Raw genomic sequence first — 16,383 nt, 5'->3', positions numbered from 1 at the left:
AAAATGAAATTTATAGGAATTATTCCGGCACGATACAGTTCGAGCCGCTTCCCGGGTAAACCCCTTGCGGATATGGCCGGAAAACCAATGATACAAAGAGTATACGAACAAGTTAAACTTGCATTGGATGAAGTTTGGGTTGCTACCGATGACACTCGTATACTTGAAGCCGTAGAAGCATTCGGTGGAAATGCTGTCATGACCTCTGCCAGTCACAAAAGCGGTACGGACAGGTGCAAAGAAGCATATCAGAAAATAAACAAAGACTTTGATGTCGTTATCAATATTCAGGGAGATGAGCCATTTATCCAACCCGAACAGATAAATGCTATTAAAGACTGTTTTGACACCCCGAATATTGAATTGGCAACATTAGTAAAGCCTTTCAAAAAAGAAGATGGCTTTGAAGCATTATTTAATAACAATTCGCCCAAGGTCGTAATCAACAAGAATAACGAAGCTATTTACTTCAGCCGTTCCATAATTCCCTACATCAGGGATGTACACCATACCGAATGGCTCGACAAGCATACATTCTACAAACACATAGGAATGTACGCATACCGTGTAGATATTCTGAATAAAATAACAGAATTACCACAGTCTTCGTTGGAACTCGCCGAGTCGCTCGAACAATTGAGATGGATCGAAAATGGATACAAGATTAAGGTTGGATACACCAATGTTGAGACAATAGGAATAGATACTCCCGATGATATGGAAAAGGCTTTAAAACTGCTTAACATTTAAGTATAAATCAAGAATAAATATACACAAAACGCAGTATGATAATCAATTAATCACACTGCGTTTTTCTTTTTTATGACATTAAACACTTGTTTAATTCATTTTTCTTGACTATGTTTGCGTTAAACAACCGTTTAGAACAAATGTTTAACACAGAAGATTCACACATCGTTAAGAAACGAATACTCAGGGAAGCTCAGGATTTATTTATAAAAAATGGCTATAAAGGCACGAGTGTCAGAGATATAGCAAAAGCTTCGGAGACTAATGTCGCTATGGTAAACTATTACTTCCAATCGAAGTATAATCTTTTCGAGATTATTTTTGAAGATGCCCTGGATATTCTTGCAAAACGAATATTCGACACCATCCATTCGGATATGCCTTTTTTCGAACTTATCGAAACATGGATACACACCTACTACGAATTGTTATTCGAATACCCTCAGATAGCAGCTTTCATTCTGAATGAAGTCAGCCTTAACCCCGAAGGGCTGACCCAACGGATAAAAAACAAGAATCCCTACAGTTCATTCAGTAAAATAGAAGGACGAATACAGGAAGAGGTCAGAAAAGGAACAATCAGGGAAACTCCTGCTGCCGACTTTCTATTGAATATACTGTCGTTATGTATGTTCCCTTTTATATTTGGGAACATGGCTACAACTCTACTAGAGATACCTCGGAATATGTATGACAATCTCATTGAAAATCACGAAAAATATGTTATCGAATTCGTGATTAATTCTCTGAGACCCAATTCAAGCAATGCTGACAACACTTTCTAATCCTTAAGAATTATGAAACATCAATATAAAATGGGTGTTGACGTAGGATCAACCACTATCAAGATAGTCATTATAGACTCTCTGTTTCAGATTATTTATAAAGCTTACAGAAGACATCAGGCTAATATACAGCAATCTTTCGAAGAAGAACTTCTGAAGGTTGTGTCTCTCTATCCTGAAACGGAATTCTGTATAAACATTACAGGTTCGGCGGGAATGGGTATCGGCGAACGTATAGGAATCGAATTTGTTCAGGAAGTAGTTGCCGCAGTTGAAGTAGTAAATAAAGTGTATCCGGAAACACATACGCTTATAGACTTAGGAGGAGAAGATGCTAAAATGGTATTTTTCAAACAGGGCAAGCATCCTGACATCCGGATGAATGGGAGTTGTGCAGGCGGTACAGGCGCATTTATAGACCAAATGGCAAATCTGATGAATATTTCGACCGAAGAATTAGGAAAAAAGGCTCTTTTTTGTGAAAAGACCTACCCTATTGCTTCACGTTGCGGAGTATTTGCAAAAACAGACGTACAAAATCTGATAAGCCGAAATATTCCTGTTTCCGATATATCCGGTTCAATACTTCATGCTGTAGCATTGCAAAGTGTAACCACTTTGGCCAGAGGCTGCGACATTACACCTAAGATACTGTGTATCGGAGGGCCTCTAACGTTTCTTCCAGCCCTTAGAAATGCTTTTCGTTCGGTATTGAAAATCTCGGAAGAAGATCTCACTGTTCCCGAGAATGGGGAATACTTTCCTGCATGGGGTGCAGCCCTCTTCGAGAGTAAGCAAACTATATATCACGACTTAAATACTCTTCTGGCTAAATCAGAGAACAATATAAGTACACAAAAAGATTCCTTACCTGCTCTGTTTAAAGATGAAAACGAGTATCGGACATGGAAGCTGAACAGAAAAATAAAACCTCTGAAATTCAGAAAACTCAAGAATAATGACAAGATCGAATGTTTTCTTGGTATAGATTCGGGATCTACAACTACAAAGATTGTAATAATGGATGCCGAAGCCAATATATTATATACTTTCTATGGAGGTAATGAAGGTAATCCTTTGAAGAAAGTTGTAGAGGGACTAGCTAAATTCAGAAAACAAGCAGAGAATAATAACATCACGTACCGATTTATTTCTTCTGCAGCAACCGGTTACGGCGAAGACCTTATCAAATCGGCTTTGGGGCTCGATTATGGCATAGTGGAAACAATGGCTCACCTGTCTGGCGCACAATATGTCGATCCGCAAGTGTCTTTTATCCTCGATATTGGTGGACAGGATATCAAATCGATATTTACAGAAAACGGTGTCATATCAAATATCGAATTGAATGAGGCTTGTTCTGCTGGATGCGGTTCATTTTTACAGAATTTCGCATCTACAATGAATATGTCTTTGACCGAGTTTTCCGAATCGGCATGTATTGCTCAGTATCCATCCGACTTAGGATCGCGATGCACAGTATTCATGAATTCAAAAGTAAAACAGTCTTTGCGTGAAAATGCAGGAATGGATGATATTGCTGCCGGTCTGGCATATTCTGTTGTGAAAAACTGTTTGTATAAAGTCTTAAAGATTTCAAATCTGAAACAGCTTGGTGACCATATCGTTGTTCAGGGCGGTACATTCCGTAACGATGCAGTATACCGTGCATTGGAATTACTTTCGGATAAATCGGTCGGTTCTACAGATCATCCTGAACTAATGGGTGCTTTAGGTGCAGCTTTGTATGCTCAAAGTTTATGGAAAAAAGAACAAAGCAAGACCCATTTCAATAATCTTTCGTTATTACCGAATCCGGACTCGATCAATAGTAAGGAATTACAGTGTAAAGGATGTACGAACAACTGTTCGGTCTTAAGATTCAAATTCGAAAACGGCAATATATGCTATGCCGGAAACAAATGTGAGAAGATATTCTATAATAAAAGTACAACACATAAAGGAGGTTTCAACGGGTTTGATATTAAAAACGATATACTTTTCGATCAAAAGATAAATCCCGATAATATACGTCAGGGAAAAACGATAGGTATTCCCCGTGTATTGAATATGTTCGACAATTACCCTTTCTGGCATACTCTATTATCCGAATCGGGTTTTAATGTGAGACTTTCTCCCGAGTCTACATTCCCGTTATACCAAAAAGGTGTAGGAGGTGTTATGTCCGATAACATCTGTTTCCCGGCAAAACTGGTACACGGACATATACTGTCTTTGATAGAACAGAAAGTGGATCGTATATTTTATCCTATCATACCAAAGGAAGAAAAAGAATTTGGTAGTTCGTCCAATTCATTTAATTGTCCGGTAGTGAGCGGTTATCCGGAAGTAATAAGAAGTTCGGTTGAACCCGAAGAAAAATACGAAATACCATTCGATAAGCCTGTTATCACTTTTAGCAATAACAATGCTTTGAAAAAAGGCTGCTACGAATACCTAACTTTGCTGGGTATAAGCAAAAGCACATTCGAACATGCCTTTGCGAAAGCTATGCAGGTAAAAACAGATACAAAAATACAATTGAGGGAACAGCAAAAAGCGTTACTTCAAGATGCAATAGATAATAATCTCACCGCCTTCGTTGTTGCGGGGCGTCCGTACCATGCGGATCCTTTGATCCACCAGAAAGTAGGACAAATATTATCCGATCTGGGAGCTCTTGTTTTTACTGACGATGTGTTTCGCAAAGAAGAAAGTCATGGATTCGGTAAATTAAATATCGTTTCTCAATGGGCATTTCCAAATCGTGTGGTACAAGCAGCAATGGAAGTAGCTAAGCTTCCCCACAATATTCAATTGATACAGCTAAACTCATTTGGTTGTGGTCCCGATTCATTTCTTATGGACGAGGTTCAGGATATACTGAAACAGGCAGGTAAAAATCTCACAATACTCCGTATTGACGAAATAGCCAGTCCCGGATCTATCAGACTGAGATTACGATCATTAGTTGAATCGCTCAAAACCATCAATACCAAAGAACGAAAAGTTCATACCAAAGATTATACAGGATATCGCATACCCTATACAGCTAACGATCGTAAAAAGACAATACTAATACCCTGGTTTACCGATTTCCTATCTCCGTTTGCTCCTGCATTGGGCGAATTGGTAGGTTATAAAATAGAGAACCTTCCAAAATCGAATAAGGTGTCGGCTGATCTAGGACTGATGTACGGAAACAATGAGGTTTGTTATCCTTCCACCCTTATACTTGGCGACATTATCAATACTCTGCAATCAGGAGTATATGATGTACAAGATATTGTATTGGCTATAACTCAAACGGGAGGACAATGCCGTGCGACTAATTATTTGGCTCAGATAAAAAGCGGACTGATCAATGCCGGCTTTCGAGACATTCCTGTAATAGCTCTATCATCGGGCGATTCATATCAGAATGAAGAAAGCCAATTTAATATTGATTGGAAGAAGTTGGCTAAGATAGCCGTTGATACGGTTCTCTATTCGGATGCTTTGCAACAGATGCATAGTGCTATATCCGTAAGAGAAAAGAAAAAAGGGGATTCACAATCGGTCTTCGATTTCTATATAGAAAGAGGTATAGATGCCGTACGAGCGAATTCACCCAAAACTTTACGCCGACTCTTGAAAGAAGCTGTCGCCGATTTCAATAATGTATTGATACACGATAAACAATATACTAAAGTAGGTTTAATAGGTGAGATATTCCTCAAATACAATAATTATGCTCAAGCCAATATTACAGAATGGCTGAGGTCGAAAGAAGTCGAGGTTTCATGCCCACCCTTACTAGACTTCCTGCTACAATTCTTTGTGAATAGCAAGGAAGACGTAAAGAACGGTTTGAAAGAAGAAACAATCTTCGAAAAAGCATTGAAACCTGTGATCTGGCAGCTTATCAATATGAAAATCAAGAAATATGAAAAGATCATGAGCAGTTTCCGATTCTACGAACCTTCTGAATCGATCTTTGCGAAAGCCGAAGCTGCATCTGAAGTATTAAGCCTCTCAAACCAATTTGGAGAAGGTTGGCTTATTGCCGGAGAAGTTGCACACTATGCCCGTAAGGGGGTCAATAAAGTTGTATGTATTCAACCATTCGGATGTATAGCCAACCATATTGTTGCGAAAGGTGTCGAAAAACGAATGAAAACGTTGTACCCCGATATGAATATCCTCTATCTGGATATAGACGGTGGCATCGCCGAAGTAAATCTGCAAAACCGTCTGCACTTTATGATATCTTAAGCCATTAAATGGCTTACAAACCTATTAACGTTACAGAAATAATCATAAAAGGGTCTAAGACCTCTCTGTTTTAACAAATTGTTAAATAAGCAATAAGGTTATCCATTAATAGATAACCTTATTTAATATCTGTAAATGAGATCTTATATCTTATCTTAAAGAAGCACCAAGCTCCTGCTCCAGCGACTTCTGTATTTTCTGCATGATAGCATCTATTTGCTTATCAGTTAATGTCTTTTCATCATCCTGCAATACAAAGTTCACAGCATAAGACTTTTTACCCTCCGGCAGGTTCTTACCTTCGTAGACATCAAATAGGCTGACTTCTTTTAATAGTTTCTTTTCAGATTTTCTTGCAATGCGTTCAATCTGATCAAACAGAACAGCTTTATCCAATAACAAAGCCAGATCTCGTTTTACAACTGGATATTTAGATATTTCGGCAAATGTAACCTTATGCTTTTTGATCTCTTTCATCAAAGCATCCCAATTAAGTTCCGCAAAATAAACCTCGGTATTCACATCTGTTTGTTTCAGCAGTTTTTTAGCGACAATACCCAATGTTCCCAAAACTCGGTTACGGGTTTTAATAATCAAAGCAGAACTGTATATATCATTCGAAACAGCTTCGTATTCGTATTTGTCGGTAGGTATCCCCAAACGCAGCAATACGTTCTCTACATAAGCCTTTAGTTGGTATACTGAAGATTTTTCGGTAGGCACAGCCCAGCTGTTATTCATCGAATCTCCACAAATCCATATCCCCAGATGAAACTCTTCGGAATATTCGTTTAGAGGTTTTTCTGCATCTTTTTTCTTGGCATCAAAATAATAGCAGTTTCCGAATTCATAAAATTTCAGGTCGTTATTCTTTCGATTACGGTTATAGGTTATACTTTCCAAACCTCCGAACAGCAATGATTGACGCATCACATTCAGATCGGCACTCAAAGGGTTTAATAGATGTACGCAAGCCGAATCTGGATAAGTATTAAGACCTGTATAATATGCTTCTTTAGTAAGAGAGTTATTGAGTATCTCCATAAAACCTGCTCCTGTCAATTGTTCAGAAATCAGATTTTGCAAATCATAACTACGGTCGGTCGGTGTTTGATACGATAGGTTAGACTTCAACGACTCTCCTATCTCGATATTATTGTAACCATATATCCGTAAGATATCTTCAATAACATCCACCTCACGAGTTACATCTACTCTGTATGTAGGAATGCTCAGAACTAAACCTTCTGAAGTCTCGCTCTTTATTTCAATTTCGAGACTACTTAATATTGATTTGATCGTTTCGTTGGACAGTTCTTTACCTATCAATGAATTTACTTTTGTATAAGTCAATTCTACAACAGGATTTTCTATCACTGTCGGATAAACATCCTGAATATCTCCGATGATAGTACCTCCAGCAACTTCCTGAATGAGCAATGCAGCATGTTTCAACACATATAATGTATCGTTAGGGTCGCATCCTCGCTCAAAGCGGAACGATGAGTCGGTATTCAGACCATGACGACGAGCTGTCTTACGTACCCATGTAGGATCGAAATACGCACATTCGAGAAAAACATCAGCAGTAGGCTCTGTTACTCCTGATTTTAATCCGCCGAAAACTCCGCCGATACACATACCTTCTTTGTCATTGCATATCATCAGGTCTCTTTCACTCAAAGTTCGCTCAACTTCATCCAATGTGGTAAATTTTGTTCCTTCTGTAAGAGTTTTCACATATACAGTTCCTCCTGTAATGTATTTGCTGTCGAAAGCATGAAGCGGATGACCCAGTTCGTGCAATACATAATTAGTCACATCCACAATATTATTTATAGGACGCAACCCTATGATAGACAAACGCTCTTTCAGCCAATCGGGACTCTCAGTAACTTTTACACCTGTTATACTTACTCCTGCGTAACGAGGGCAAGCTTCTGTATTCTCAACTTTTACAGTGATGCCTTTCTTCGAATTATCAGTTTTGAATCCATCAACAGAAGGACGTTTCAATTCGGCTCCTTTTCCGTTCTGTTTCAGGTAAGCTGCCAAGTCGCGTGCCACACCGAAATGAGATGCTGCATCAACCCTGTTTGGAGTAATGTCAACTTCGAGAACGTAATCGCTTTTTATATTATAATAATCTTTGGCTAGTGTACCTACAACTGCATCAGCAGGTAGTACAATAATACCATCATGACTAGTTCCTAATCCGATTTCATCCTCAGCACAGATCATACCGAACGACTCCTCTCCCCTGATTTTAGACTTCTTAATCGTAAATGACTCTTCTCCTGAATATAAAACCGTACCAACCAAAGCAACAACAACCTTTTGCCCGGCAGCTACATTAGCTGCACCACAAACAATCTGAAGTGGAGCTTCTTGTCCTACATTTACGGTTGTTATATGTAAATGATCCGAATTGGGGTGATCAACACATGTCAACACCTCTCCGATCACCAAACCTTCAAGTCCGCCCTTTACTGTTTGAACTTCGTCTATACCTCCCGTTTCCAGACCTATAGAAGTTAAAGCATCCGAAACCTCTTCGGGTGTTAAGTCGAAATCAACAAAATCTTTTAACCAGTTGTATGAAATATTCATATTCCAAAATTCTTTCTAAGCCGTTTAAATCCGGCTGTTTATATATTATTTTTCTTTATTCATTTTAAGCCTGTCAAAATTACAAAATTTATCACGTAATAAAAAACCCAAAAGCCTTATTGTTATAGGTAGAATGTGATGCTCTGTTTACAATCAATATCATTAAACGATTAGAGAAACCAACAGAAAACAGCAAAAACTATAAATAATAAAAAGCAATTAATAGTATCTTTATCACCCAACTAAAAACGTATATATGTCTGATCAAGAAAAATATGACCGAATCTTCGAAGCGAATAACAAATGGATCGAAAAAAATAAAGTAGATAACCCCGGTTTATTCAAACTATTAGCAGCCGATCAACACCCTGATTTTCTCTATATCGGATGTTCTGACAGCAGGGTACACCCCAATCAGGTTATGGGTCTTAAACCCGGGGAGGTATTTATTCACCGTAATATTGCAAACATGGTAATATCTACGGACTTGAATGTGCTTTCAGTTATTAATTACGGAGTAGAATATCTTAAAGTAAAATACATTATCGTTTGTGGACATTATGGATGCGGAGGCATACAAGCTGCTATGAAAAAATCAGACTATGGAATACTTAACCCATGGCTACGAAGTATACGGGATGTTTATCACCTACATAAAAAAGAGCTGGATGTTATTGATGAAACAGAAGCCAGACACCGACGCCTAGTAGAGCTTAATACATATGAGCAATGCCGCAATATCATAAAAATGGGAGAAGTACAAAAATCCTATTACGAAAAAGGCTATCCCAAAGTTGCAGGATGGGTATTCGACATCAAAGATGCACGTCTTCATGATTTACATTTCGATTTGGATAGAGAACTGGATAAGATTAAAGAGATTTATGATATCACGGGCAACGCTGAATAATCCTATTTTAGTCTTACTTTGATTGTTAAAAACACACTATTAGAAAAAATCTATATCTGTGTCAAAACCTTTTCAGCAAAGAATTTGTTCTTTAACATGTAAAGTACAGTTATGCTCTTAGGTTTGAAATCAGAAAAAAGTAGTGTATATTTGTGCCGCTAAAATAATAAGCATAGCAGATCCTTAGAGTAGGACTGTTTTTTCCGAGAATCGGAGAAGTTATAATCTATGGAGAGATTCTGTGGATATAGCTTTAGTAGTAACCTAAATATTATTTTATGAAGTATTTGAAGTGCTTCTTGCTCGTTGGGATAGTGTTGATCACTTCGTCCTACACAACAAGAACTTCGAAGGTTTCAGAAGGTATATATCCAGGAAACCTAATGCCCGAGTTAAAAATAAATGATAACGAGGGCAATAAACTTGATCTTAAGTATTTAAGGGGAGTAAAAGTATTGGTAAGCTTTTGGGCGGCATATGATGCCGACTCACACATGAAAAATGTTCTTTTATGGAACTCGTTGAAAAAAGACAAGAGTCCACTGGTTATGATTTCCGTGGCTTTTGATAAAAACAAGGCGATCTTCGAAAAGACATTAAGTATGGATGGAATCGATAAGACATACCAGTTTCAGGAAACAAAAGGTAGCGGTTCGGAGCTTTATCAAAAGTATCAACTGGGAAGAGGTTTTAAAAATTACCTGATTGACGAAAAAGGAGTCATCATGGCAATGAATCTCACACCTGCTAAATTGAATGAAATTTTGAAAAAAGAAACCATGTAAGTATGAAAAAACCAGGCTCTTTCGAGAGTCTGGTTTTCTTTTTATAGATAAAATTCATTTGGATCAAAATCCAATAAACGACGCTCCACTAACTCTAATACAACAAAATCCGGACGAACTTTTAATATAAGATTCCTGTCAAACCGCTGAACACCGATAACGGCATGACCTACATTATTGCAAAAATAATCATACATATTTTGAAAGTAGGAATCCCTGAATACCACACATTTACTTTCTCTTTTTACATTTATCGTTTCCTCTAAGGGGACATCCCAGCCATCGTAGTTCATAGACCTTATCGTTTTTGTATAGTCATCCTTTTGTTTCTTAAATACAGAATAAGATTCTTTCATCGGAACATCTATCTGGCGAGATAAGTCCATAGTAAACACGGCTGTATCTTTTACTTGATAATCATTCAGGTCAATAACTCCCACATCGTATTTCTTCCTTATTTCATCTAACAACCTTTGAGTACCCAAATATGCTCCTAGATGATTCCAATGAGTATCGGTTTTATAAAAATAAAGCTTCTGTCCATCTTTCTGTTCCAATATATAATCACTCATATCTATGACATTAACATGAAATCCCTTCAGTTTCCGTTTGACAACATCTTTTGTTTTCCCTACCGTTAGAGGCTTTATCGGTAGCATCTCGGGATACACAGACGCCTTATCCGGACCTATAGCCAAATAAAAATCAATACCGAGTGAATCACAGAAAGTTTTCATTGCCAGCATTTTGCTGCATGTAGTATCCATACGTTCTTCTATATCGGAAACGACACCCAAGGATTGGTCATAATTATGATAAGACTTGTTACCGGGAAACAACCAGCCATCTTTACCAACAACCACCTCATTCGGAAAAGGGTTCTCACCTAAAATATCCCATTTAAGGTATTTATAAAAGTTGTACAAATGATTCCTCAATGCAAAGTTAGATTTGTAGAAAGCATCAACTTTCCGTATAAACAGAACCGGATATGTGTACAGCGTGTACCACTCCGGAAATTTATCTTTCGCTCTATTTTCCGAGGCTGTAGAAGACTCATAAAATGGGAGGAATAATGTCGGTATTGAGATAATTATTACAAATAATATGACAAACAGATATTTCGGTTTCATAATTTTAGAATCTAAAATAAATAAATGGAGTAAATGTCGTTATTGTTTCAGCCGCTATGAGGAAAATCAATAACAACAGCAGACACACATAATATATATATTCAATATAAGTATGCTCCACCATATATGCGGATAATCTATTTCTGAAAGCAGGAAAAACCGGAGAGCAAAACAACAAAGCAAATGATAAAATTATAATATGGTGAACTGTAAGATAATCTGCCATATGAAACACAACTTGATCAGTAGATAATCCTCCGAAAAGATTTTGAATGAACAAGAGAGACATTTCCAAATTAGCCGATCGGAAGAACACCCACCCTATCATAACTACCAACAATGTATAAATATGCTGTATCGGTTTTGGAGTCTTTTCCAAAATCTTATCTCCCCCCATACGCTCCAATACAATAAAGAGCCCATGCCAAATACCCCATATAATGAAATTCCAACTGGCACCATGCCAAAGGCCCGTTACGATAAAAACAATCGAAAGATTAATGTAAGTTCTATATTTACCTTTTCGGTTTCCTCCGAGCGAAATATAAAGATAATCTCTGAACCAGGATGACAATGAAATATGCCAGCGTCTCCAGAACTCTTTTATCGAATTGGATATATACGGATAATTAAAGTTCTCCTGAAAACGAAAACCAAATATACGAGCAAGCCCGATTGCCATATCGGAATATCCCGAAAAGTCGAAATATATCTGTAAAGTATAAAAAGTTATCCCAAGCCAAGCACTTCCTGCCGACACATACTGAGGATGTAAATCGAATATAAGGTCTGCTATATAAGCACAGTTATTGGCGATGATTACCTTTTTGGCAAGCCCTAATATAAACCGCTCTATACCCGATGCGAAGTTATCGAGATTAGTTCCTCTTGAACCGAGCTGCTCCCTGACATCTGTAAATCGGACAATGGGTCCGGCAACCAATTGAGGAAAGAAACTGACATACGTCGCAAAATCAATCAGATTATAACATGGCTTAATATTATTCCGATAGATGTCTATATTATAAGATAATGTCTGGAATGTATAGAAACTGATCCCTACCGGTAAAGCTATTCGAGGAATAGACATCCAACTATAGCTTATGCCTAACTCGGTTATTAGAGTTGTAAAAGAATCATAAGCAAAATTTGTATATTTAAAAACAGCCAAAGTACCCATACTCGTTAGTATCGATATACACATTCCAATCTTTCGATAATCTTTGGCTATAAGTATACCCGAAAAATAGTTTGTTATAACTACAAAGAGCATAACAAAGACCATTTTCGGTTCTCCCCATGCGTAAAACAACAAACTCAGAAAAAGAAGTGTTATATTTCTGTATTTCCGGGGAGTTGACAAATATGAGAGTATCGATATTGGTAAAAAGAAACCCAGAAAGAATATGCTGCTAAATAACATGTATATATAATCGTTTGATCCCTAATATTTTTGCGAGGCAAAAATAAGTATAAATATGATCTTTTTCACTATATAGATAAAAGAAAAGAGGAAACCTTCCGCAGAAAGCTTCCTCTTATGCTTAATTTCAAAGTATTTTATTTTAAAAATGCCATGCAAAACCAAATAGAAAATCGATTTCGGCAAACCAGAAATGCTGAGATGCTTTATCGCTCTTATCATAGGTTGTGCGGATACTTGGCATATTGATATAACCTTCTTTACCTTCGCAACGCAGGAAAAACAAATCCCACAACAATACATCAGCACCAACTTTACCGTTCAAACCAAAACCGGCCAGATGAAACTTATCATGACGTTCCTGATCAAACAGTTTAACATTGGATTTGGGTAGTAAAAAGCCAGCACCACCTCCAACTAATCCGTTTATTTTTAATATTCCATTCTTGTAGAAATTATGATAATATTCAAACTCGGCATTGATATAGTTCAGACCGTCAGTATGTTCGAATGTAAGGAAATCGTCAGTAAGTTTTATCTGTCCATCCTGAACTCTATCCTGAAATTCTTTAGGAACAGTTCCCGAGACCTTTACTGTTTGATCCTGATCCATTACGTATTTCATGTGGTCTACACCGATGCTGATCGCCATATTGTCTTTAAAGAAATAACCTATACGGAAATTGGTCTGAGGTATAGTTATACGATCCAGCTGCAAATAATTATGATAACTAACAGGACTCAGCTTATCATGTGCAACGGCCCTGTATAATTTAAAATCATAATCATCTCCGGTAAAATGAATGGTAGAGTTTGTATAATGACTCCTGTTCCATCCCCAGAAAGCGAAGAATTTTCCCTTTTTATATGCAGGCTCAGTCTGCGCAAATAACGTAAATGTTGATGCAAGGATTAATGTTGAAAGTAATATTTTTTTCATTTTATTTGTTTTTAAGAAACCGGAATATGTTGTTTCCCTAATTAAACAAAAAATATATTAATTTGTTCAACTCAAATCCTGTCCAACTTTCACTAATCTCACAGCTCTGTATTTGAAGAAGTATAACAATATACCAACCAATATACCAATCCCGATGATAAGCATATATCCTAATATTTCTTTTATACTGACGGTAGTCGCCTGTATCTGTACTTTTCCGTACAAAGTATTTAGAGCCATCTGTTTTGCGTCCTCTATGCTCAAACCTTTGGCTATATAACTTGAATAACTTTGAGTGTATAAACTCGAAGCATAAGGATTCAAAGCATCTACAGACTCAGACAGCACAGATAGATTTTGTTGCTGCAACCGATATAACCAATTTGTCATTATACCTAAAGCTACCGCTGGGGCTAAAGCTGATCTGGAACAGATAATGAAAAAAGCATTATATATCAACTGCTTTGGCTCAAGCCCCTGAATTGCGTATACACCTATGGCAACATACAATATCACAATTCCGATACCCTTAAGAAACATAGGCAAATATAAATCTTCGTATGTTCCTTCTGGCTGTACATTAAAGTACAGGAGAGCAATAGCAAGTGTAAAACAGGAGAATCCGATAAACAACAGCCAAGCCATGCGTATGGCTCTGCGATAGAGGTAGTAGCACGCAAAACCACCGATCACAATACCCGGAATCATGTACAAATACAGCTCATTAGCTTTAGTCGCATCCAAACGCAAGACAGATGTAACGTATGCCGACGACAATGTGGTAAACGAAGCCATAAACATCATGAAGAACGAAAACAAGTACATCACAGCCGAGTTCCGGTTCTTCAAAACACTCATGTCCACAAAAGGGCGTTTATCAGACATTAGCTGACGGCGGATAAACATCCATCCTAAAACAGGAATACTTATCGTTGCAATTATAATATTCCGTGAGGCAAACCAATCATTAGTTTTCCCATAAGTACAGACATAAATTATAGCCATCATTACACACGATGCCTGAAAGAAACTATACCAATCAATCTCTTTATAAGGTATGCGGATAAGTCGTCTGCCGAAAGCCATAAACACCACTACCAGAAGCATAGCAATAAGCAACAAAACAATCATAAAATAGTACATATGCTGCCATTGATAATTGTATGCAAACTCGGCGGTCAATACCAGAGATAACTGTCCTATAATAAGAGATATGGGATAAAATTTAGAATAAAATTCATTACGTGTACCACTGGGTGTCACAATGGGCATCAGAATAGAAATGATCTCTATAAGAGAAAACCCTTTGAAATACCCGATAAAAAAGCTGCAGACAATCAATACCTCTACATATGTAGTTGTAGCGCAGATAAAACTTAGCCCCAATTGGGCAAATAGTACAATCAGTATAATTGTTTTGGTGGTAGCCACAGGTCTCAAAATAGGTACTATGGGATACGATATAGCCATACCTGCCGATGCTGCAAAGTAAGCCATGTTAATATCTTCGGACAATACTCCCAGAAAGCTGGAGATATCGACACTACTACCTGTATATGCGCCATTTATGAGCATAACAGGGCACAAGATAAAAAGGGCTACCACAGCTTTGAGCCATGTAGGAACCCATTCTCTGAAGTGTTGGGGAGCAGCCGCTATGTTTGCCTGCTGGCTCATTCTCTTAATATAGCTTCTGTTTCAACCATCATACCCGCTCTTAGTTTAGACATGTCCTCTTTGCTTGCATCAACAAAATCGATACGTACAGGAATACGCTGTTGTATCTTCACGAAGTTGCCGGCAGAATTATCTGTCGGTAATAATGAGTATTTAGATCCGGTAGCTTCCGATATTGCCGTTACTTTTCCTTTAAATACCTTACCCTTAATTGCATCAACCTTGATATTTACCATCTGACCGATGTATATATTCTCAATCTGCTTTTCCCTGTAATTAGCAATAATCCATTTATCTTCGCCTTTCACCAGATTGGTTATAGTCTGTCCGGCCTGTATTAACTGACCTTCATCCAAAGCTCTCCTCCCTACATATCCCGAGTAAGGAGCAGTAATAACCGTATACGAAAGATTGAGCTCAGCCATAGCCAAATCGGATTTTCGCCGGGCTATCGCCGCCTCTGTGCTATTTCGTTTTTTCTGAGTTTCTGATGAGACGGATCTGACAGACTCCTGTTGTTTCGACAATGAATTGTAATGGGCTTTCATAGCCTCATATTCGGTCTTCATCTGATCGAATTGCTGTTGAGACACAGCATCGGCGGCCAGTAGGTTTTTATATCTGTTATAGTCTTGTTCCGATTTCCACAAACGGGCTTTTGCTTCTTCTATGTTCGCCAGAGAAACAGCAACATTTGCCGCAGCTGTATTAATTGTAGATGATAATATTTCTGCTGATGCTTCAGCGTCTTTCATAGCAGCCTCAGCATCAAGCAATTTTATTTGAAATTCACGGTCATCAATCACCAGTAATGTATCTCCTTTATGTACATACTGATGGTCTGTAAAATTTATTTTTTTGATATATCCCTGCACCTTGCTGTTTACGGGCGAGACATATTGTTCGACTGTGGCATCGTTTGTTATCTCATACTCGTAATAACGCAGAAATATATTACATGCCCAAACAATACCTGCCAAAGCCAGCACAATAGTTATTATATTTAGTAACAGATTTCGTTTCTTTTTGCTCTGTAACTTTTTATAAATGCGTTGTTGTTCTAATTTTTCCTCTATTTCAGATTTTTCTATATCCATATATGTCGTTACAAATAAA

General features: G+C 37.7%; 11 protein-coding genes. 5 read left to right on the top strand and 6 right to left on the bottom strand.

Going from position 1 to position 16,383, the window contains the following annotated elements:
- Nucleotides 1-3 precede the first annotated feature (3 nt).
- The 3 genes from kdsB (at nucleotide 4) to AABJ51_RS03160 (ending at nucleotide 5,789) form a co-directional block, all read left to right on the top strand.
- A complete protein-coding gene (gene kdsB / locus AABJ51_RS03170; RefSeq protein WP_338374370.1) occupies nucleotides 4-750 on the top strand; it encodes a 3-deoxy-manno-octulosonate cytidylyltransferase in 747 nt (248 codons plus the stop codon).
- A 140-nt stretch (nucleotides 751-890) separates the two neighbouring features.
- On the top strand, nucleotides 891-1,535 hold the full coding sequence (locus AABJ51_RS03165) for a TetR/AcrR family transcriptional regulator (RefSeq protein ID WP_134435150.1): 645 nt from the start codon (nucleotides 891-893) through the stop codon (nucleotides 1,533-1,535).
- Nucleotides 1,536-1,547: 12 nt separating this feature from the next.
- On the top strand, nucleotides 1,548-5,789 hold the full coding sequence (locus tag AABJ51_RS03160) for an acyl-CoA dehydratase activase-related protein (RefSeq protein ID WP_338374369.1): 4,242 nt from the start codon (nucleotides 1,548-1,550) through the stop codon (nucleotides 5,787-5,789).
- A gap of 150 nt (nucleotides 5,790-5,939) precedes the next feature.
- Here the strand turns inward: AABJ51_RS03160 and pheT are convergent, their stop codons facing one another.
- Nucleotides 5,940-8,399: a phenylalanine--tRNA ligase subunit beta gene (pheT, locus tag AABJ51_RS03155; RefSeq protein WP_338374368.1), complete on the bottom strand. Its 2,460-nt coding sequence runs from the start codon at nucleotides 8,397-8,399 to the stop codon at nucleotides 5,940-5,942.
- Between the two features lie 256 nt (nucleotides 8,400-8,655).
- Here pheT and AABJ51_RS03150 point away from each other — a divergent pair, with 256 nt between their 5' ends.
- Together AABJ51_RS03150 and AABJ51_RS03145 are read left to right on the top strand one after the other, a co-directional pair.
- A complete protein-coding gene (locus tag AABJ51_RS03150) occupies nucleotides 8,656-9,309 on the top strand; it encodes a carbonic anhydrase (protein WP_320973799.1) in 654 nt (217 codons plus the stop codon).
- A gap of 278 nt (nucleotides 9,310-9,587) precedes the next feature.
- Nucleotides 9,588-10,094, top strand: a complete 507-nt coding sequence (locus tag AABJ51_RS03145; protein WP_338374367.1) for a TlpA family protein disulfide reductase — start codon at nucleotides 9,588-9,590, stop codon at nucleotides 10,092-10,094.
- Nucleotides 10,095-10,135: 41 nt separating this feature from the next.
- On the opposite strand, the gene AABJ51_RS03140 is transcribed toward AABJ51_RS03145, so the two are convergent.
- The 5 genes from AABJ51_RS03140 to AABJ51_RS03120 all read right to left on the bottom strand — a co-directional run bounded on the left by AABJ51_RS03140 (nucleotide 10,136) and on the right by AABJ51_RS03120 (nucleotide 16,364).
- A complete protein-coding gene (locus AABJ51_RS03140; protein ID WP_338374366.1) occupies nucleotides 10,136-11,227 on the bottom strand; it encodes an alginate O-acetyltransferase AlgX-related protein in 1,092 nt (363 codons plus the stop codon).
- Nucleotides 11,228-11,231: 4 nt separating this feature from the next.
- A complete protein-coding gene (locus AABJ51_RS03135; protein ID WP_338374365.1) occupies nucleotides 11,232-12,500 on the bottom strand; it encodes an MBOAT family O-acyltransferase in 1,269 nt (422 codons plus the stop codon).
- 292 nt (nucleotides 12,501-12,792) lie between these two features.
- The gene (locus AABJ51_RS03130) at nucleotides 12,793-13,590 is read right to left on the bottom strand and encodes a hypothetical protein (protein ID WP_338374364.1); all 798 of its coding nucleotides are present in this window, start codon (nucleotides 13,588-13,590) and stop codon (nucleotides 12,793-12,795) included.
- A gap of 66 nt (nucleotides 13,591-13,656) precedes the next feature.
- On the bottom strand, nucleotides 13,657-15,267 hold the full coding sequence (locus AABJ51_RS03125) for an MFS transporter (RefSeq protein ID WP_338374363.1): 1,611 nt from the start codon (nucleotides 15,265-15,267) through the stop codon (nucleotides 13,657-13,659).
- On the bottom strand, nucleotides 15,264-16,364 hold the full coding sequence (locus AABJ51_RS03120; protein ID WP_134435144.1) for an HlyD family secretion protein: 1,101 nt from the start codon (nucleotides 16,362-16,364) through the stop codon (nucleotides 15,264-15,266). Before AABJ51_RS03120 ends, AABJ51_RS03125 begins: the two co-directional genes overlap by 4 nt.
- Nucleotides 16,365-16,383 lie beyond the last annotated feature (19 nt).

The sequence above is a fragment of the Indolivaga capnocytophagoides genome (genome assembly GCF_036511535.1).
GTDB lineage: Bacteria > Bacteroidota > Bacteroidia > Bacteroidales > Dysgonomonadaceae > Dysgonomonas_A > Dysgonomonas_A capnocytophagoides.
The sequence above is the reverse complement of the archived record's forward strand: the minus strand, read 5'-3'. Positions and strand labels throughout refer to the sequence as shown.